A 19,622-nucleotide genomic window follows, 5' to 3' on the forward strand; every position below is an offset into this window, starting at 1 on the left:
TCAGTCCAGGCCATCTGATCCTCCGTAGTCTTGGTAAACCACAGAGAATCATAAACCCATGAAATCGCTCAACTTAATTTTCGGTTAGACTCTCACATGAGGAGAAAATGCGCCTTTCAGAATACTCTGATACTGTCAAGAAACGACCATAATATACATATACTATTCTGACGTGTACCAAATCTGCCTTGAGAGCCTGTTCCAAAAAGGGTTGAGCGATTACAGTAGGTTATGATTCAATCGGATTGGTTACATTCGATGGAGATCACAATGGCCTGGACAGTAACCGCTCGCCGCCACTATGTACGACGCAATTCGCGCTATGCAACTGATTTAACGGATGCGGAATGGTCAGTGATCGAACCGCTGATGCCTTCGCCCAGATACCTTGGTCGCCCTCGCAAAACGGATCTGCGTGAGGTGGTAAACGCGCTTCTTTATATCGCATCTTCTGGCGGTGCGTGGCGGCTTCTGCCAACCGATTTCCCACCATTCTCGACGGTACAGAAATACTTCTACCGCTGGCGCGATGAAGGCTTGCTGCGTACCATCAACAACACGCTTGTGATGCTGGCGCGTGAGCAGGCTGACAGGCAGCCCAGTCCAACGGCTGGCGTCATCGACAGCCAGTCAGTTAGAACCACAGAAAGTGGCGGAATACGGGGCTTTGACGCGGGAAAGAAGATTAACGGACGTAAGCGTCACATTGTCGTTGATACCCTTGGCTTGATGGTTGGTCTGGTGATCCATTCTGCGGGTATTCAGGATCGCGATGGCGCACCGGACGTCTTGAAAACCATACTCAAACGATGGCCGTGGCTGCGACATATCTTTGCTGACGGCGGATATGCAGGCCCCAAGCTCAGAGGCAGGCTGGAAAAGGTCGGAAAGTTTACATTGGAAATTGTCAAGCGCTCCGATCAGGCCAACGGTTTCGAAGCCCTGCCACGCCGATGGGTGGTCGAGCGAACATTTGCATGGCTGGGAAGGTGCCGCAGACTGGCCAAAGACTTCGAGAAAACTATTGCTTCTTCCGAAGCGTGGATATACATCGCAAATATCCGCTTCCTCACACGGCGTATCGCAAGAGCCTGATATCATTACATTCATTATGATTCAGGCTCTTGAGTGACACTTTAAATAGTTCCATAACTTATAATTGTGCAACCTTTGATTGGTAACGGCCCGATTGCTACCGCCTGTTGGATCAAGGCCTCGTGCCGTAAGGCACGTCTTTAGCGGCGTCGTTAATGACGTGTCTTGAGATTGAGGTATACGATGCGGATGGAGATACTGGGCCACGAGCGCCGCCGTCGGTGGCGAGCCGAAGAGAAGCTTGCGATAGTCAATTCGGTTGGGGTTGATGGCGCGACAGTAACGGAAGTTGCGCTACGTCACGATGTATCGCGCCAGCAGATTTATATGTGGCGTAGCGAGTTGAAGAGGAGGGGGCTCCTGCCTCCCTCGCCGGAGCCCTTGTTTCTTCCCGTTGACATGACTGCCGCTCCGCTTGGTTCTGAGGCGAACAGTTCCGTCGATGCTTCGCCCTCCATGATTGAATTGCACTTGCGCTGCGGCCGCCGTCTTTGTTTTGGCAGCCAAGTGGAAGGTGCGGTTCTGACACGGCTGATCCGGGTGGTGGAACAGGCATGATTGGACCGGGCACCGGCGTTCGGGTTTACCTGGCCTGCGGCGTCACAGATATGAGGAAGGGTGTCATTCGGCGTGGAATAAGATGGGGTGGTTGCCGCCCTCCCCAGACGGCATCGCAATGTGCCAGAGTGTGATCGTTGGAGATCATGTAGCGGAGAGGATGGCAATGAAGTATACAATGATCGGGGTTGATCTGGCAAAAAATGTTTTCCAGCTTCACGGCGCGTCGCTGACGGGCGAAGTGCGGTTCCGCAGGAAATTGTCGCGCGGTCAGTTTCTGCGTTTTATGGGAAGCCAGCCCGCTTGCATTGTCGTCATGGAGGCATGTGGCAGCGCCCACCATTGGGCGCGGGAGATGGCCGGCGCTGGGCCACGAAGTCAAGCTGATCGCGCCGCAATATGTGCGACCATTCGTGAAGCGCCAGAAGAATGACGCCGCCGACGCAGAGGCCATTGTCATCGCGGCGCGTCAGCCGGAAATGCGGTTTGTCGAACCCAAAACTCCCGATCAGCAAGCGCGCGCTATTCTGTTCCGGGCAAGAGAGCGCATTGTCCACCAACGCACGGAGTTGGTGAATGCCCTGCGCGCAATGCTCTATGAATATGGCCATGTCGTTCCTGTGGGCATCGGACATATCAAGCGGCTGGAAGCGGCGCTGAACGACGTGGCCAATAATTTGCCCGATCTGGTGCGCGAGGAAGGCCTTGATCTGCTGGCCCAGATCGGTGAAATGACCGCCAAGATCGATAGCAAGACGCAGAAATTGGCCTCACTTGCCAAGCAGACCGATGTGGCGCGGCGTCTTCAGACAATGCCTGGCATCGGGCCTATGACAGCCGTGGCTGTCGAGGCTTTTGCGCCGGCAATGGAAAGTTTCAAGTCGGGCCGTGACTTTGCAGCCTGGCTCGGCCTTGTCCCGAGGCAGTTCTCATCCGGAGGCAAGGAGCGGTTGGGCAAGGTCTCAAAGGCCGGGCAAGCGGACATTCGCAGGCTGCTGATCATCGGCGCGATGGCGCGTGTGAATTGGGCGAGCTGCAAGGAAGCATCAGCGGATCCCTGGATGATGCGTATGCTTGGGCGAAAGCCCCGAATGCTGGTGGCGATCGCGCTGGCGAACAAGATGGCACGCATGATTTGGGCGATGTTGATGCGGCAGGAAGATTATCGAAATCCGACGTTGACGACGGCGGCATGAAGGCTGCTATCACCAACGTTGGCAAGGAGGTGTGAGAAGTCGATGACCTGAATGGGCGCAAGATCGAACGATCCGGATCAAGAAAACCAGTGGGAGTCCTTCGAGCGTCATAGCTCGGGAATAAGATTTGGACCTGATCCGCTGATCACCATCCCGGCCAGCGGCTTCTGAAAGCGCCGCAAACGAAGGCCTGACAGAAGACCGCATTCGATCACACGTCCAAAGGCTCAGAAACAACTTGCACAACGGGCGGCAACCACAGAAGGACCCCTTTGTTGGGGTTATCAGCATCCAAACGGGGCTCTGACGCAATCTCGATGACATCAGGGCGCTCCGACAATGCGTGCCTCGAGCAGATCGAGCTTTCCGCGACCGTACATTTGCCGTTTGATGAGCTTGAGCTTTGTGATCTGGCCCTCTGTTTGGCCGTTCGACCACTGTGAGGTTATCGCATTCTGGACCGCTGCCTTGTCTCGGATGACGCCGTTGGCGAATGAGGCGACCAAGCTTTTCGCCGCTCGGTCAATCCAGGCTTCCAGATCAACTGAGGACTTTTGGCGCAACATTTCGTGGAAGTTCTCGACGACATCCCTGGCCTCGACAAGGTCCGGCAGCCTCTCTTCGATGGCGGCAACCGTCATCGTTTGAGCCTTGGTCAAGTTGTTCCGCTCGAGGGTCATCAGGCGAACGACGGTGCGTGCGGCCGGCGCATGTCCGAGTCCGTTCTCGGCTTTTTCGGCACGCCTTCGCCGCGCTGCCCATTCGGTGACAACACGCAGACTGCCGCCAAAGCCAACCACTCGAAGCTGTCTCCACAGTTCAGCGCCGTTTCGTAAACCGGCGTCCCACTGCGTTTCAAGCCACGGCAGATGCGGTTCGAGAGAGGTTTGACGGACCCTGAAGATGTCGGTCCGTTGACCACGAACGACGCTGCGGACCAGCTTTCGGCTATGCCCGGTTCGGCGCACGATTTCCTTGATCGATAGGCCCTCGCTGACGAGACCGCGGATGGCGGCATTTGCCTCTTCGCGCCGCAGATATCCCTCGTATTGCAGCCGCTCGGCGGCAGTCAGCAGCTTTGGATTGACCGTTGCAGTGCCAATTGCCATGCGGACCTGCCGCATCGATTGGCGAACGGCGTCGAGAAAGGCGTGACTGGCGTTTTCCATCAGATGCCAGCGGTCAGCGACCTGTTCGGCATGTGGCAGAGCTTGTGCAGCGGCCTGCGCATACCCGCCGCCGCGGTCTCGCGCGATGATCGCGATCTGGCGCTGCTGGACCAGCCAGGCCACGGCGGTCGCCTGTTCCCTGTCGGGCAACAATGCAATTGCCCTTCGGCGTTCAAGATCGCAAATGATGGTGCCGTATCGATGATTACGTCGCCAGGCCCAGTCATCGATACCGATGACGTTCGGTGGCGTTGGCGGCGGGCGATCATACCGGCGAACGGTTCGCAGCAGCGTATCATTGCTCACCGGGAATCCGAGACGATCTGCAAATCGGGCCGCAGGGCGACCACCCAATGCGAGAGCCAGATGGCGAACCAGACAGTCCAGGCGTGCTGTCCGGCGAGCCATGGGGCGAATTACATCGTCGCCGAAGCGCTCGGCGAAAATCTTTCGACGGCAATGCGCGGCAGTACAGACGAAACGCCGAACGGTCAGGTGCAATTCAATCCGTCGCCCCGAACATGGCAAATCACCAATCGACCGAGGATAGCGACTATGAACGCGACGGGACACCGTGCCGCATTTGGGACATCTGCAATCTGCAGACTGGCCATATACGGCGACCACGATCGCGTCGTGGCCATGATGGACTGCCTCCACGCTCAACTCGGCGGGGACCAGATCAGAAAGCCGAAATCGGGTTCGCATGGCGCTGATTCTCCTTTGAAACCAGGCCAATTGAACCCAAAACATCATCGAGATTGAGTCAGAGTCCTTTTTGGACGCCGATAAGGGGTCCCGTTTGGATGCTGATTGACAGACGTCGTTAAACACGTGTCTTATGCCAAAATTACGAACTCAGGCAGGCGGTAGCAATCGGGCCGTTACGGAAAACCGATGGATCAATACAGATCCACGCGCGCCGTCATGCTCGCGTCCTCATGATCGGACTTGTCGCCGCAATTGTTGCTGTGAGCGGCGCAACCCCGTTTCTTGAATCTCGTTATTATGAGCGCTGGTTCGGCTGGCCGGGTGTGCTCGCGGCCGCCCAAATGCCTCTTCTCGTCGCCATCGTTGCATTCATTCTCTGGCGATCGATCGACCGCAGCCGCGACTGGCTGCCGTTCGTAATGACGCTTGTTCTGTTCGGGCTCTCGATGGCTGGGCTGGCGATTTCGATCTGGCCTGATGTTATCCCCGGCAGAGTGTCAATCTGGGATGCCGCAGCACCCGAACGCAGCCAAATCTTCATGTTGGTCGGCGCCGGGGCTCTCGTGCCCATCATCCTCGCTTACACCTCCTGGGCATACTGGGTATTCCGAGGGAAAGTTGATGAAATCGGATACCATTGAGAAGGCCTTGCCGGCACTCTGGAAACGTTTGCTGTGGTTCGCCGCCATTTGGTTGGCTAGCGTCTTCTCGCTAACGTTGGTTGCCTACGCGATTCGCATGGTGCTTAAGGCTTGACACGCTGCTGCCAATCATGACCGGGGAGCTCCGATCCAACCTTGGCTATGCCGCCGTTCGAAAAAGCAAGTTATGATTTAATCCAGCCCCCGCAACCAAAACAAAAAATCTATATCAACTGCTTATGTAAAAGCCCCGCTCACAAGAGACGGGGCTTTTTGTGTTTAAGGGGCAGTTTAGTTCGAGAATATATTGCCCAATCATCGTATTCCGCTAGGATTTTCTCACTCCCAGCTTTACGAGGCGCTGAACATACCCAATTGCTTGATCGCCTGACTCGTCTCAGCGTTAGCTGCTCCTATTGAGGTTAGGTCAAGCACGCATATTGGTGCTTAACGTGCCGCCCAATTAGCGCCTCGTCGAAAAATCGTCTGCATCTGCGGCACCGAGAATTCTTTGGCTTGATGGCCAAGGGCTGAATAGAATACCCGGCCATTGCCATATTTTCTCTTCCAGACGATCGGCATTACCACTCCATCGATCCACCAGGCATGGTCGCCAGTGAAGGTCGTGGTTGCCAGCACTTCATTGGAAGGGTCCACATGCATATAATATTGTTCGGAATGGTATGGAAAACTCGAAATGCCCTCCATTATCGGATCGTCCGGCCGGGTTACATCGACCTTATAGTCAATGATATCACCGGGATGCGCGACCCACTGACCACCGATCATGAACTGATACTCAACACATTCGCGAAAGCTATCACCAGCTCCGCCGTGAAAACCCGCAAGGCCAACGCCATTTTCAACGGCTTTGGTTAGGTTTTTAATTTCCTCTTTTTCGATCTTGGACATCGTTATAATTGGAACGACGAGGCTAAGATCATGTACGGATGGATCAGCGAAAGCCTCCGTGCTCTTCTCGACATAGACCTTGAATCCCTCTTCTTCGAGGATATCTTTGACGATTACCGAACATTCTTGTGGTTCATGTCCGCTCCAGCCGCCCCAAACGATCAGCGCTTCTTTCATTGCTTCCTCCTCAGGATTAATTGGCAATCTGGTTATTAACCAGAGATTTTTCGAGTGGGGCAGGCCGCTCCACCTCTGTCGTGATAGATATGGTTTTGCCTGTATCAGACGCTGTCTGGAATGCTTCCATAACTTCAAGCACATGCAGCGCAAGCGAACCATTCGCGCGGTGCGGTCGGCCACTCCGAATGGCATGGGCCATGTCGGCAATTCCTAGAGAACGATAATTTCCATCAGCATAAGGTTGAGAGATCGCTTGTTCTTCAAACTCTCCGCCCTTTTTCAACAGCAGAATATCCCCACCAAAATAATTTGGATCCGGAACAATCAGCGTGCCTTCGGTGCCATAAATCTCAATAGGCACATGTTTATGCCCGGCCACATCAAAGCTCATTGAAACTTGTACGATCGCGCCGTTTTTAAATGCGAGAATTCCTGCAACATGGGTGGGAATATGGACCGGAATACGTTCACCATTTCTTTCGGCACTGGTAATGATGCGTTCTTGCCGAGGTGTGATTGCAAAGCCCGCCACTTTCTCAACAGGTCCGAGCAAGTTGACGAGTTCTGTAATATAATAAGGCCCCATATCAAGCATCGGTCCGCCGCCAATTTCGTAGTAAAAGGCAGGGTTTGGATGCCAGCGCTCATGGCCAGGACACATAAATGTCGCGGTGCCTCCGACAGGAACCCCTAACACACCTTCATCAATAAGCGCACGCACGGTCTGATGGCTTCCGCCAAGAAAAGTGTCGGGCGCTGAACCGATGCGAAGGTTCTTTGCCTTGGCTGCCTCAAAGAGTTTTTTACCTTCGGCAAAATTTATGCCCAGCGGCTTTTCGGAATAAACGTGTTTGCCCGCTTCAAGCGCTTTTAAACCAACCTCAACATGGGCTTTTGGAATCGTGAGATTAACGATTATTTCGACTTTGGGATCGGTGAATAATTCTTCGACAGTGCGAGCCTCAACGCCGAATTCTTCAGCACGACTTTGCGCCACTTCCATATTGATATCTGCGACACCGCGGATATCAAGTATCGGAAATGAAGCCATTGCTTTGAGATAGGCGCTGGAAATGTTTCCGCAGCCGATAATGCCGATGCCGACCTTGTCCATATATTCCTCCCAGAAATTCCTAGCTATAGATGAGTTAAACTGCTGGCCCCGTCGTGCTCCATGGGGACTCGTAAAGTTCATGCAGCGCAACAGCCGCAGCGCCCTGTGCCCATAATTCGTCACTGGCAATATCAAAAACCAGCTCAGCAACGCCGGTCAGGGCTTGGGGGACCGCAATATTGTAACTTTCGCGAATGCTGCTGATAAAAGGCTCTCCAAGTTCAAGACTGGTGCCAGTGATGATGACGCGTGGCGGCGCAAACAAAGTCACGATATTCGCCAATGTCAGGCCGATGGCGGTACCGGCGCGTTTGGCTGCATTTAAGAGCTTTTCATCGGAAGCATTAATGAGCGAATGTGCATATTTCATACCCCTTCCGAGGCGCATGGCCTCAGCAAAACGGGCATCATCGGGACGTGTCCCAAGAATTGAATTCTCACCGGCCTGGCTTGCCAGCCTGATGATGGCGCCAGCTCCGGTGGCATAGCCCAATACGAGATCGCCCAGATTATGGCTCAGCCCATCTGCGCCGCGAAATAGCTGATTTTTGTGCAGAACGCCCAAGCCAAGCGTTTGCTCAAGCGAAATTAAAACCATGTCTTCGAATTCGCGAGCGTGGCCAAACCAATGATGCGCAAGCGTTATTGCGTGTGCATCACTTTCAATAATCGTTTTTACATTTAGACGGGTTGTCATTTCTGAGGCAAAGTTAAAATTATGCTCTCTAAGGATCGGCGTGCTTCGAATTATACCAGTACGATGCTCTATCACGCCGGGTATACCCAGGCAGATCATGTCGATATTTTCTAGCGTTTCACCGGCATCCAGCACGCACCTGCGTACCCCGTCTTCAATAAGATCTGCTATGACGCTTATGGGCTGACGATCGACCCTTATCGGAAGCGACAGGTCGGAAAGGATCTCGCCACGAAAATCTGTGACAACGAAAACCATGCGGTTAGATGCTATTTTTGCACCCACGACACGCGCCGCCTGAGGGTTAAGCTCAAGCATTACGCGAGGCCTCCCGCGGGTTGCTGCGTTGCGGATATCACCTTCATGCCGGGTTAATATCAGCCCATCATCCAGCAGCGATGCCGTTATTGCAGAAACAGTGGTGGTCGAAATTTCAGTCCGTTCGCTGATCTCTATGCGCGAAATCGGGCCATGGAGGCGGATCGTATCTAGTACGTTCAGCCTATTGATAGCGCGCATCAGTTCGGGGTCAGCGGTTTTCATGGGGTCCTGTGAATGTCCATGCTGAATTAAATCGGAATGCGGATTAAATAGGGCTGCTTCTATTGTTTATGTCAAGTCCGAATTGAGAAAAATGCGAAATAGCCTTGACATCGACAATCGTGTCAGATGAATTAATACGCACCAGGGAATAAATGGAGAGGACCGGGGAGGGTTTCAAACATGACCTATTGGAAAACAGGTGCAAATCTGAGCGGCAAGCTAATGTCTTATGCCGCAACGGCAAGCATAGCATTGGCGCTAAGCACCGCAAGTGCTTTGGCGACGACGACTGTGAAATGGCTCCATGTTGAGCTGGATCCCAAAGCGGTGGCGGTCTGGGAAGAAATAGCGCGAGACTATGAAAGCCAGCATCCGGACGTTAAAATCGAATTACAATTTTTGGAAAATGAGGCTTTCAAAGCCAAGCTGCCGACTTTGTTGCAGTCGAAAGACGTCCCAGATTTTTTCTATAGTTGGGGCGGTGGCGTGCTTGATGAGCAATCAAAAACCGGCACTCTTAAAGACCTGACAGAAGAATTTGACGCCAATGGTGGCGAGCTTCGGCAGTCCTATAATAGTTCTGCGGTCGATGCTCTGTCGTTCAACGGTGGCGTCTGGGCGGTTCCTTATAAAGTCAGTCTTATCAATTTTTATTATAATAAAGAGCTTTTTGCCAAAGCCGGTCTAAACGCGGATGACATCAAAACATGGGATGATCTGGGTGAGGCGGTAAAGAAGCTCAAAGATGCAGGAATTGTTCCGATTGCGGGCGGTGGCGGGGAGAAATGGCCGATCCATTTCTACTGGAGCTATCTGGTTATGCGCAATGGCGGTCAGGCGGTTTTTGAGGCTGCCAGTAGAGGTGAGGGCGAAGGTTTTCTGGATCCGGCCATCATTAAGGCAGGCGAACAGCTTGCCGAATTTGGCAAGTTAGAACCGTTTCAGCCGGGCTATTTAAGTGCGTCTTGGCCGCAGGCACTTGGTGTTTTTGGTGACGGAAATGCTGCGATGATTCTCGGTTTCGAAAATATCGAAGCCAATCAACGCAAAAATGCAGGTGATGGTGTAGGGCTCGCATCAGACAATATTGGACGCTTTCCATTTCCAGCTGTTGAAGGCGGGGCCGGGAAAGCCACCGACACGCTCGGAGGCGTGAATGGCTGGGCCGTTACGAAAAATGCATCGAAAGAAGCTATCGATTTTGCAATTTTCCTGACCAATAAAGCAAATCAAGAAAAGATGGCTGCGGCGGAAATGATTTTGCCGGTTGCAGTGGGTGCTGACAGCGCAGTTACTGATCCGTTGCTGCAGGCTGCTGCCAAACAATTGGCGTCATCGACATGGCACCAGAATTTCTTTGACCAGGCATTAGGCGCGGCAGTTGGTCGTGTCGTCAACGATGTATCGGTCGACATTGTGTCGGGACAAATGAGTTCCGAGGAAGCTGCCCAGCAAATTCAGGATGCTTTTGAGTTCCGTTAGGAGCGTTCTGAGCGCATGCCAGAATATGGCATGCGCTCTTGATAATTAATCATTTGCATTATGAAAGCGGAAAAGATGACGGACATGTCTATGTCGCCGGCCTCCTCGCCTCCACGTAAAGCACGCAATATCAGGAAGAAACGCAGCTCTATTGCCCATGATCGCACTCTGACGCTTCTTGTGTTTTTGCCTCCGGCTCTGCTGCTATTTACGCTCTTTGTTATTCTGCCGATGGGGGAAGCAGCGTGGTACAGTCTTTATCGCTGGAATGGTTATGGCACGCCAACAGAATTTGTGGGTTTAAGAAACTTCCAGATCCTGTTTAACAATGCGGCTTTCTCGCGAGCTTTGTTTAATAACGGACTGATTATTGTCATATCCGTTCTTGTGCAAATTCCCTTAGCGATCTGGCTTGCGATGATGCTGGCTCACCGTATTCCCGGTGTGGTGGCATTCAGGCTGATTTTCTTTCTGCCTTATGTTCTTGCAGATGTTGCAGCCGGTTTGATTTGGCGCTTTGTCTATGACGGCGATTATGGCCTGTTTGCCGCAGCATCAAATTTTTTCGGCTTCGCAAATCCTTATGTTTTGGCGGATAAGAATGTAGCGATTTATGCTGTGCTCGCGGTCATTGTCTGGAAGTATTTTGGCTTTCACATGATGCTTTTTATAGCGGGGCTGCAATCGGTAGATAAAGCTGTGCTTGAAGCAGCTGAAATTGATGGCGCTACTGGCTGGCAAAAATTTCGCTATGTAACGCTGCCCATGCTCGGCTCGACGGTTCGCCTATCCATATTTTTTGCGGTCATCGGCTCGTTGCAGCTTTTCGATATGATCATGCCTCTTACCGGTGGCGGGCCGTCCAATTCAACGCAGACTATGGTCACATTCCTCTACACACACGGGGTGATGCGGATGCAAGTGGGGCTTGGTAGCGCCGTGGGCGTTATCCTATTCGTTATTTGTGTGACACTTGCGTTTGGTTATAAAAGGATTTTCATGCGCCATGACTGATACATCGCAAACTGTCCGCATGACGATACAGACCCGGCTTTATCTCTATGTCTCGCTTGGGCTTATTGCCGCTATTGTTCTGGTGCCGCTTTTGACAACGGCTTTGGGTGGATTCAAAACTTTGGGGGATCTGCGCGTTAATCCTTTTGGCCTTCCTGCGGAATGGCAATGGGCTAATTATGGCGATATTCTGCTTGGGCATCGTTACTGGATGCAAATATTCAATTCGTTGATTATTGCGGTATTAACGGTGTTTCTGACTCTGGTCGTATCGGCCATGGCGGCATTCACCTTTGCCCATGTCAAATTTTTTGGCTCGGCTTTCCTGCTCAACTATTTTTTGCTCGGCCTGATGTTTCCAGCCGCAACGGCGATCCTGCCATTATTCATCCGCATACGTGATTTGGGTCTTCTGGATACATATTGGGGGGTCGTGTTACCTCAGGTCGCATTTGGCCTTGGCATGAGCATATTGTTGTTTCGCAACTATTTCCGCAATTTGCCGGAAGAGTTATTTCATGCGGCAACGGTGGATGGCTGCGGCTATCTGCGATTTTTCTGGCACATTACTATGCCGCTTTCCCGCCCCATTCTGGCAACGGTTGGCATTGTCTCGTTTGTCGGCAGCTGGAACAGCTATCTTTTGCCACTGATCATGCTCAATTCGGAATCTAAATATCCATGGCCGCTCGGCATTATGGTTTACCGGGGCGAGTTTGGTACCGAGTGGCAGCTTGTACTTGCCTTCATAACACTGACGATTCTGCCAACTGTCATTGTGTTTTTCCTTGCACAAAAACACATCATCGCCGGTTTGACGGCAGGTGCGGTAAAATCCTAATCGGAGATGCGATTATGGCTTCTGTAGAGCTTATCAATATTCATAAATCCTACGCTTCTCTTGAGGTGATACACGACATTTCACTGGCGATTGATGATGGCGAATTTATCGCGCTTGTCGGGCCATCTGGTTGTGGAAAATCTACACTTCTGCGCATGGTTGCCGGACTTGAAGAAATAACGGAAGGTGAAATCGCCATAGGCGGCCAGGTCGTTAACTTCATGACACCGCGCGAGCGCAATATTGCTATGGTATTTCAGTCTTATGCGCTCTACCCGCATATGACTGTTGCGGAAAATATGGGCTTTAATCTCAAGCTGGCGGGACAGCCCAAAAATGTCATTGAAGAACGGGTGGCTGAAGCCGCACGAATGCTTGACCTTAGCAACCTATTGGACCGCAAACCGTCGCAGCTTTCCGGTGGTCAGCGTCAGCGTGTTGCCATGGGCCGGGCGGTTGTGCGCAATCCTTCCGTTTTCCTTTTTGACGAACCCTTATCCAATCTTGATGCAAAACTGCGCGTGCAAATGCGCAGCGAAATCAAAAGCCTACATCAGAAAGTAGGGACGACCTCCATCTATGTAACGCATGATCAGATAGAGGCAATGACATTGGCAGATCGTGTGGTCGTTCTTAATCAGGGACGGATTGAACAAGAAGGAACGCCGTTGGAATTATATAAAACTCCAGCGAATGTGTTCGTTGCTGCCTTTATTGGGTCACCTGCTATGAACCTTATCGATGCGGTGATCGATACAGAAGCCAACGCGCCGGTAGCACGACTGAAAAATGGGACCGCGATAAATATTTCAGCGGAAAAGCCAGTAAAGCGAGGGCAGGAGGTCACGATTGGTCTCAGGCCAGAACACATAACATTGTCGCTTTCTGGCGATAGCTGCTTTGAGGGTCGAACGGTTCTGGTAGAGCCGACCGGTGCGCAGACGCATGTTGTTTTTGAACTGGGTGAAGATCAGATCACTGCTGTGGTGGATGGCGAACAATTTGTGGGTCTGCATTCACAGTTTCCAGCCACGATCAATAATCAGCGTGTGCATGTGTTTGATCGTGCTAGCGGGCTGGCCCTATGATTACGGACGGACCTTGTGATTACGGGCTGGTCTTGTGATTGCAGTGCAATAGCCGAAATCGCGGACAGGCTTTTATGTTAGCAGTTTCGTTTAGCGCTGCCGTTTGATTTTCTCTCCAACGAAGAGAAATCCCCAAATGGTTGGATAGCTGAAGCCAGCCTCCTGGTGGCCTGATGGTCTGGTGGTCTGTGATCTGATCGTCTGATAGCCAGATGGGCCAAAGGCTGGTTTCACCCCAATGAATTGGGTGGTTAGAATAGTATAGCTGATATTGCCGGGTAAGGGACTTGCTGGTAAGATGTTACACAGGTCACTCGAAGGCGATATGGCGGACATATCTGCTCAATGCGTGAATATTGCGTGCCCGGCGACCGATATAACGGCCATGATAGAGGTGGTTTGTCCACTAACCTATGGGCCAATCGTCGGTTTTGAATTCTTTCACAAGAAGTTACTAAGCATTTATCGTTGAAAATTCGTTGGTTGCCTTAATTGTTTTGGCAACTATCTCACATTCTTGTGTTAGACAAAAATTAAGTTGCACACCAAATTAGCAATGTATACATGCTCTGCTGTATGTCGCTGATAGCCGAACTCTCTGGAGACTCAAGACTAATGAATTTTCGATGCACTGCACTCGTTTTAGCCGGCGTAGCGTTGCTGGCTGGCTGTCAGAATGAGGAGCAATCCCCAGCAGCTCAGTCCCTTCCGCCGATGGAGGTTGGTGTTGTAACGGTTAGCCCAGAAGCTCTACCGATTACCAACGAACTTCCTGGCCGTATTGCGCCCACGCGGCTTGCAGAGGTACGCCCTCGCGTATCGGGAATTGTTATTGAGCGGGTGTTTGAGCAGGGCACACAGGTTGAAAAGGGTGATGTACTCTATCGTATTGATCCCCGTCCGTTTGAGGTCAGAGTTGAGAGCGCCGAAGCGAACTTGCGGCGGGCAGAGGCCGCGCTGCTACAAGCGCAGCAAAATGCCCGTAGGCAAGAGCAGTTGCGCAAATCAAACGTTGCTTCGCAGCAGGGTTACGACAATGCAGTAGCGGAAGAAGCAAAAGCTCAGGCCGAAGTTGCAGCGGCTGAAGCAGGTTTGGCCGAAGCACAACTCAACCTTGATTATTCCAAGGTGACAGCGCCAATTAGCGGGCGTATCGGTCGCGCGCTGATTACCGAAGGCGCATTGGTGAGTTCGACGAGTTCAGAAAATCTGGCCACGATCCAGCAGCTCGACCCAATTTATGCAGACTTCACGCAGCCTGTTACGGAGCTGATCCGCTTGCGTCAGGCGTTGCAGGATGGTCAGCTTATGACCGGACCTAATGAAGCCGAAGTGCGGTTGCTGCTTGATGATGGCACTGTTTATCCTCATACGGGAAGGTTGCTATTTTCGGAAGCAGCAGTGGATGCAAATACCGGACAGGTAACGCTTCGCGGTGAATTCCCTAATCCTGATGGCGACTTGCTGCCGGGCATGTATGTGCGTGTTCTTATTGAACAGGGTATTCAGAGGGCTGCTTTAACTGTTCCACAGCAGGCAGTGCAAAGAGATGTTAGCGGTGCCGCTCGCCTTCTTGTTGTTAATGACAATAATCAAGTCGAACAGCGCGAAGTAAAATTGGGACGTAATGTCAAAAATCGCGTTGTGGTAGCCGAAGGGCTAAAAGAGGGCGACCGGGTCATAGCCGAAGGTTTCCAGAAAACGGGTCCGGGTGCAACAGTCATCCCGCAGCCTTGGGAGCCACGAGATGCGACGGCGGCACCAGCTGGCGACGCTCCTAAGGCTGATGAGGGGGAAGCTGTCGAGCAGTAAAGCCGGGTGGAGACGTAACAGTCTCCACGAATACATAGCAAGTTAAGTTGTTTAGAGTGCGATCCGATCTTCATTGGGTCGGATGCGCTCTAACTTAGGCGGATAACGAATGGCACAATTTTTCATCAGCAGACCGATTTTTGCCTGGGTGGTGGCGATTTTCATCATGATTGCCGGAATGTTGGCAATTCCGAATCTCCCGGTTGCCCAATATCCAAACGTCGCACCGCCGCAAATTACGATTTCTACGACCTATGCGGGTGCGTCGCCAGAAGACGTGTATCAGAGTGTTACATCTCCGATTGAGCAAGAGCTTAACAGTGTTGATGGGCTGATCTATTTCGAATCTACCTCAAGCTCTACCGGGCTTGTGCAAATCAATGCGACCTTTGAGCCGGGAACTGATTCCGCGAAAGCCTCGATTGACGTGCAAAATGCCATTCGCCGCGTCGAAGCAAGATTGCCGAGGGTGGTCACGCAGCAGGGTGTTCAGGTTGAGGAAGCGGGTACGAGCTTCCTGATGATGGTTGCGCTGATATCTGAAGATGAGAGCCTCGATGTAGTTGGTTTGGGTGACTATCTAAACCGCAACGTTTTGGGTGAGATTCAGCGTATTGACGGTGTCGGACGTGCGCAGGTATTTGCGAGTCAGCGCGCAATGCGTATCTGGGTCGATCCAGATAAAATGGTTGGGTTGAACCTCTCAATTGCCGATATTAATAACGCGATCGCGTCACAGAATGCGCAGGTTGCGGCCGGACGTATCGGCGCGCGACCCAACCCTATTAATCAACAAATCTCCGCGACTGTTCTGGTTAAAGGACAGCTAACTTCGCCTGAAGAATTTGGCGCTATTGTGCTGCGTGCCAATTCGGACGGTTCATCCGTGCGCTTGCGTGATGTTGCTGAGATTGAAGTTGGCGCGGAAAATTATAACTTCTCGACCAAAATCAATGGCAAGCCTGCCGCTGCTATCGGTGTCCAGCTTTCACCATCCGGCAATGCGATGGAAACGGCGACGGCCGTTCGCGCTAAAATGGCCGAATTGGCGGAGTTTTTCCCGCAGGGAATTGAATATCAAATCCCTTACGATACTTCGCCTTTTGTTGCGGTTTCGATCGAGAAGGTTATCCATACGCTGCTTGAGGCGATGGCTCTCGTTTTTGTGGTGATGTTCATCTTCCTGCAGAATTTCCGTTATACGATCATTCCTTCTTTGGTCGTACCGGTTGCTTTGCTGGGAACATGCGCCGTAATGTATGTGAGCGGGTTCTCGATTAACGTATTGACCATGTTCGCGATGGTTTTGGCCATCGGTATTCTGGTGGATGATGCGATTGTTGTCGTTGAGAACGTCGAGCGGATCATGGCCGAAGAAGGCTTGTCCCCGCGTGATGCCACTCGAAAGGCGATGAAGCAGATTTCCGGCGCGATTATTGGTATTACTCTTGTTTTGACTGCTGTGTTCATTCCGATGGCCTTTTTCCCGGGCGCGGTGGGAATTATCTATCAGCAGTTCAGCTTGACGATGGTCGTGTCGATTCTGTTTTCGGGCTTGCTGGCTCTGTCGCTCACACCGGCGATGTGTGCTACTTTCCTAAAGCCGATTTCGCCGGACCATCACCAGAAGAAGGGCTTTTTCGGTTGGTTTAACCGCCGCTTTGATGCAGGTACCCGTAAATATGCTGGCAGTGTGAACTGGATTGTTCACCGCGCTGGACGTTTCATGATGATTTATGTGGTATTGGTCGGCGGTCTGCTTTATCTGTTCATGGGATTGCCATCATCGTTCCTGCCCAACGAAGACCAGGGCTTTATCATCGTTGATATGCAGACCCCCGCCGAAGCCAGTGCTAACCGTACAGAGGTGGTGGCTTCTCAGGTTGATCAGTTATTTGCAGAAGAGCCGGCAGTTGATAATCGTACCATCATCGGTGGGTTCAGCTTCTCAGGCTTTGGCGATAATGCTGGTCTTGCATTTATCACGCTGAAAGATTGGAGCGAGCGTGACGCTGATAATTCAGCCCAAGCTCTTGCACAACGTGCGAATGGAAAGCTGTTTCAAATACGCGATGCGATGGCCTTTGCGCTTTCACCACCGCCAATTCAGGGGTTGGGTAACGCAGGTGGCTTTAGCTTCCGTCTGCAAGATCGCTCGGGACTGGGCCAGGCAGCGCTGGCTGCGGCAACGCAACAATTGCTTGCAGCCGCTAATGAAAGCCCTGTGCTGGCAGGAGTCCGTATTGAAGGCATGCCTGCTGCGGCACAATTGGTCGTCAATATTGACCGTGAAAAAGCCAATACATTTGGTGTCACTTTCGCGGATATCAATTCGACCATTTCGGCCAATCTCGGTTCGACCTATATCAATGACTTCCCCAATGCGGGCCGTATGCAGCGTGTGACGATACAGGCTGATGAAAACAAACGCATGTCCGCTGATGACATTCTCGAACTCAACGTTCCGAATGCTCATGGGGGCATGGTTCCGTTGCGGGCCTTTAGTGATGTGGAATGGACCGAAGGACCGTCTCAGGTCATTGGATATAACGGCTATCCAGCAGTTCGTATCGGTGGTGATGCGGCGCCGGGCTATTCTTCCGGAGCGGCTATTGCTGAGATGGAACGGTTGGTGAGCACGCTTCCAAGTGGCTTTGGTTATGAATGGTCTGGCCAGTCTTTGCAGGAAATTCAGTCAGGAAACCAGGCACCGTTTCTGATGGGCTTGACGGTGGTCTTTATCTTCCTGCTACTGGCGGCACTTTATGAAAGCTGGTCTATTCCGCTCTCTGTTATGCTCGTCGTTCCGCTTGGCATTATCGGGGCTGTCTTGGCTGTCATGATGCGGGATATGCCCAATGACGTTTATTTCAAGGTGGGCATGATAACCATCATTGGTCTATCAGCGAAAAATGCTATCTTGATCGTCGAATTCGCCAAAGATCTTTATGCTGAAGGTATGCCGCTCATTGATGCAACGGTTGAGGCTTCCAGGCTTCGCTTCCGTCCAATTCTGATGACCTCGCTTGCCTTTAGCCTTGGTGTGGTTCCATTGGCGGTGGCGAGTGGTGCTAGTGCTGCCAGCCAGAACGCGATTGGAACTGGCGTTTTGGGCGGGATGATTTCAGCAACTGTTCTGGCAATCTATTTCGTTCCGGTGTTCTTTGTCTTTGTGATGAAAATCGCCGGCGGGAAAAAGGATGCAGATACGGTGCATCCGCAGGAGAATATCTCCAGTGCGGCGAACCAGGGCTGAAGCGGCTGAAACACGCGAAGAGATCCTTTCTTGTGCAGAAAGGATCTTCTTCGAAAAGGGGGTGGCTCATACCTCTTTAGAGGAAATTGCGACGGCTGCCGGCGTCACGAGGGGGGCGATTTATTGGCATTTTCAGAACAAGACAGATATTTTTCTTGAGCTGTTTGATGCCATTCGTTTGCCCCACTTCAACCTGGCTGATCTAGACGGGGCAGACGGGCAGTTTAAAGACCCGCTTATTTTTCTGGAGCAAATAGTCGGAGATTGGCTGGACAAATTCGTTGTAGACGAGCAGCGCCAGCGTCTTCTTACCATACTCGTTCGCACAAATTTTTCGGATGGTTTTGAGGAAGTTTTGGCCGCCAAAGAGGCTTTTGAGCAAGAACAGATGCAAGTACCACTTGCGAGCATGAAAAAAGCCGAGTCGTTAGGGATGCTTGTTTCGCCGTGGAATGCTCATTCGGCAGCGACTGCTTTTCGTTGGTTGATGAAAGGCATGGTGTGGGAATGGCTTTTATCATCTTGTTGCTTCGATTTATCGAGCCAAGGGAAACAAGTGCTCAAAACCTTTTTAACGACATTGCGAAAGCCTGAGCAACAAGCCACTTAACCCGCAGCATCAGATCCCAATTTTCCGCTAGTGCTAGGCACTAGCAACACGCCAGCACCCAATCCTAGCAAGGAAATGGTTTCTGATAGTCGGGGTATGTTTAATCTCGTTGAGTTTAGATGAATTGATCAAAGCTAATTTCGCAGCGCTATCGAGTCGGTCAGTTCAAGTGGACAATTTCATTCTGTAGAGGCGCCGCAAAGAATATTGTAACCACGGATAAAGATATCGCTATTGCAGATGCCATAGTTCAAATCGGCGTCTCTCTGATCACATCAGCAGCCGGAACTTGTGCATCAGAAACCTGCTTATCTAGCTCGCCAAATGTGGCGACACTTAATTTCAATATTACACCATTATGGCTTGGCCGATATCAGGTTCGATCTGAACGGTAACTTTAATGACAGCGCTTATCTCGTCGATGAGATTCGATTGTTTAAAACTCATTGTCTTCGTTACTCACTACCCCCCAAGCTTAATCCAAAGCTAAGGCTGGAGGGAGTATAGTTTGCGGTCGAGCTTATCAACGTGCCCCACGTCTTCCAAACAATGGGGTATATCTAGACCATAACGCGTCTTCAATATCCTGAAGTACCTGTTTCTTTATGTGGAGTGCCCCCGTTTCACCGGACAGATCGGCTAGTTTGATTTAGCCCTGATGAACTGCCGAGGGGAAGCCATCTTGAGCGCGGAATGAGGATGT

At 51.7% G+C, this 19,622-nt stretch carries 15 protein-coding genes and 1 pseudogene; 12 read left to right on the forward strand and 4 right to left on the reverse strand.

Annotated features, from left to right (window positions below):
• The first annotated feature begins 270 nt into the window (after positions 1–270).
• The 3 genes and pseudogenes from C7374_RS15400 to C7374_RS15415 all read left to right on the forward strand — a co-directional run bounded on the left by C7374_RS15400 (position 271) and on the right by C7374_RS15415 (position 2,849).
• Positions 271–1,095 (forward strand): IS5 family transposase, encoded by an 825-nt coding sequence (locus C7374_RS15400; RefSeq protein WP_111576488.1) that lies wholly within the window; start codon positions 271–273, stop codon positions 1,093–1,095.
• A 183-nt stretch (positions 1,096–1,278) separates the two neighbouring features.
• Positions 1,279–1,653: an IS66-like element accessory protein TnpA gene (gene tnpA / locus C7374_RS15405; RefSeq protein ID WP_111576489.1), complete on the forward strand. Its 375-nt coding sequence runs from the start codon at positions 1,279–1,281 to the stop codon at positions 1,651–1,653.
• A gap of 166 nt (positions 1,654–1,819) precedes the next feature.
• Positions 1,820–2,849 (forward strand): annotated as a pseudogene (locus C7374_RS15415) (IS110 family RNA-guided transposase).
• A 323-nt stretch (positions 2,850–3,172) separates the two neighbouring features.
• Here C7374_RS15415 and C7374_RS15420 read toward each other — a convergent pair.
• Positions 3,173–4,726 carry an ISL3 family transposase gene (locus C7374_RS15420; RefSeq protein ID WP_111576490.1) on the reverse strand — a complete coding sequence of 518 codons (1,554 nt, stop codon included), beginning with the start codon at positions 4,724–4,726 and terminating at the stop codon, positions 3,173–3,175.
• Positions 4,727–4,893: 167 nt separating this feature from the next.
• Here C7374_RS15420 and C7374_RS15425 point away from each other — a divergent pair, with 167 nt between their 5' ends.
• Both C7374_RS15425 and C7374_RS15430 read left to right on the forward strand, forming a co-directional pair.
• A complete protein-coding gene (locus C7374_RS15425; RefSeq protein ID WP_111576491.1) occupies positions 4,894–5,370 on the forward strand; it encodes a cytochrome d ubiquinol oxidase subunit II in 477 nt (158 codons plus the stop codon).
• Positions 5,351–5,485: a DUF2474 family protein gene (locus C7374_RS15430; protein ID WP_111576492.1), complete on the forward strand. Its 135-nt coding sequence runs from the start codon at positions 5,351–5,353 to the stop codon at positions 5,483–5,485. The genes C7374_RS15425 and C7374_RS15430 overlap by 20 nt, the downstream gene beginning before the upstream one ends.
• Positions 5,486–5,817: 332 nt before the next feature.
• Here C7374_RS15430 and C7374_RS15435 read toward each other — a convergent pair whose 3' ends face one another.
• From C7374_RS15435 to C7374_RS15445, 3 genes are read right to left on the reverse strand one after another with little or no spacing between them, the layout of a single operon-like run.
• Positions 5,818–6,459 (reverse strand): ThuA domain-containing protein, encoded by a 642-nt coding sequence (locus tag C7374_RS15435; protein ID WP_111576493.1) that lies wholly within the window; start codon positions 6,457–6,459, stop codon positions 5,818–5,820.
• Between the two features lie 16 nt (positions 6,460–6,475).
• Entirely contained in the window at positions 6,476–7,576 is a 1,101-nt protein-coding gene (locus C7374_RS15440) for a Gfo/Idh/MocA family protein (RefSeq protein WP_111576494.1), read from the reverse strand.
• Positions 7,577–7,610: 34 nt separating this feature from the next.
• The gene (locus C7374_RS15445; protein WP_111576495.1) at positions 7,611–8,816 is read right to left on the reverse strand and encodes an ROK family transcriptional regulator; all 1,206 of its coding nucleotides are present in this window, start codon (positions 8,814–8,816) and stop codon (positions 7,611–7,613) included.
• 222 nt (positions 8,817–9,038) lie between these two features.
• Between C7374_RS15445 and C7374_RS15450 the strand changes: the two genes are divergently transcribed.
• The 7 genes from C7374_RS15450 (at position 9,039) to C7374_RS15480 (ending at position 18,919) form a co-directional block, all read left to right on the forward strand.
• Positions 9,039–10,298: an ABC transporter substrate-binding protein gene (locus tag C7374_RS15450; protein ID WP_374850750.1), complete on the forward strand. Its 1,260-nt coding sequence runs from the start codon at positions 9,039–9,041 to the stop codon at positions 10,296–10,298.
• Between the two features lie 84 nt (positions 10,299–10,382).
• Complete coding sequence (locus C7374_RS15455) at positions 10,383–11,312, forward strand: carbohydrate ABC transporter permease (protein ID WP_374850747.1); 930 nt, start codon at positions 10,383–10,385, stop codon at positions 11,310–11,312.
• The gene (locus C7374_RS15460) at positions 11,305–12,153 is read left to right on the forward strand and encodes a carbohydrate ABC transporter permease (RefSeq protein WP_111576497.1); all 849 of its coding nucleotides are present in this window, start codon (positions 11,305–11,307) and stop codon (positions 12,151–12,153) included. Before C7374_RS15455 ends, C7374_RS15460 begins: the two co-directional genes overlap by 8 nt.
• Before the next feature lie 14 nt (positions 12,154–12,167).
• A complete protein-coding gene (locus C7374_RS15465) occupies positions 12,168–13,241 on the forward strand; it encodes an ABC transporter ATP-binding protein (protein ID WP_111576498.1) in 1,074 nt (357 codons plus the stop codon).
• A gap of 615 nt (positions 13,242–13,856) precedes the next feature.
• Complete coding sequence (locus C7374_RS15470; RefSeq protein WP_111576499.1) at positions 13,857–15,053, forward strand: efflux RND transporter periplasmic adaptor subunit; 1,197 nt, start codon at positions 13,857–13,859, stop codon at positions 15,051–15,053.
• A 109-nt stretch (positions 15,054–15,162) separates the two neighbouring features.
• Positions 15,163–18,309 carry an efflux RND transporter permease subunit gene (locus C7374_RS15475; RefSeq protein ID WP_111576500.1) on the forward strand — a complete coding sequence of 1,049 codons (3,147 nt, stop codon included), beginning with the start codon at positions 15,163–15,165 and terminating at the stop codon, positions 18,307–18,309.
• Positions 18,290–18,919 carry a TetR family transcriptional regulator gene (locus tag C7374_RS15480; protein WP_158527870.1) on the forward strand — a complete coding sequence of 210 codons (630 nt, stop codon included), beginning with the start codon at positions 18,290–18,292 and terminating at the stop codon, positions 18,917–18,919. The genes C7374_RS15475 and C7374_RS15480 overlap by 20 nt, the downstream gene beginning before the upstream one ends.
• Positions 18,920–19,622: the final 703 nt, after the last annotated feature.

The organism is Falsochrobactrum ovis, from assembly GCF_003259955.1.
Classification (GTDB): Bacteria; Pseudomonadota; Alphaproteobacteria; order Rhizobiales; family Rhizobiaceae; genus Brucella; species Brucella ovis_A.

Coding starts and splice junctions, on each gene's coding strand:
- C7374_RS15435 (WP_111576493.1), bottom strand. CDS start 6,459: ATGAAAGAAGCGCTGATCGTTTGGGGCGGCTGGAGCGGACATGAACCA.
- C7374_RS15455 (WP_374850747.1), top strand. CDS start 10,383: ATGTCTATGTCGCCGGCCTCCTCGCCTCCACGTAAAGCACGCAATATC.
- tnpA (WP_111576489.1), top strand. CDS start 1,279: ATGCGGATGGAGATACTGGGCCACGAGCGCCGCCGTCGGTGGCGAGCC.
- C7374_RS15475 (WP_111576500.1), top strand. CDS start 15,163: ATGGCACAATTTTTCATCAGCAGACCGATTTTTGCCTGGGTGGTGGCG.
- C7374_RS15430 (WP_111576492.1), top strand. CDS start 5,351: ATGAAATCGGATACCATTGAGAAGGCCTTGCCGGCACTCTGGAAACGT.
- C7374_RS15440 (WP_111576494.1), bottom strand. CDS start 7,576: ATGGACAAGGTCGGCATCGGCATTATCGGCTGCGGAAACATTTCCAGC.
- C7374_RS15470 (WP_111576499.1), top strand. CDS start 13,857: ATGAATTTTCGATGCACTGCACTCGTTTTAGCCGGCGTAGCGTTGCTG.
- C7374_RS15445 (WP_111576495.1), bottom strand. CDS start 8,816: ATGAAAACCGCTGACCCCGAACTGATGCGCGCTATCAATAGGCTGAAC.
- C7374_RS15400 (WP_111576488.1), top strand. CDS start 271: ATGGCCTGGACAGTAACCGCTCGCCGCCACTATGTACGACGCAATTCG.
- C7374_RS15460 (WP_111576497.1), top strand. CDS start 11,305: ATGACTGATACATCGCAAACTGTCCGCATGACGATACAGACCCGGCTT.
- C7374_RS15450 (WP_374850750.1), top strand. CDS start 9,039: ATGTCTTATGCCGCAACGGCAAGCATAGCATTGGCGCTAAGCACCGCA.
- C7374_RS15465 (WP_111576498.1), top strand. CDS start 12,168: ATGGCTTCTGTAGAGCTTATCAATATTCATAAATCCTACGCTTCTCTT.
- C7374_RS15420 (WP_111576490.1), bottom strand. CDS start 4,726: ATGCGAACCCGATTTCGGCTTTCTGATCTGGTCCCCGCCGAGTTGAGC.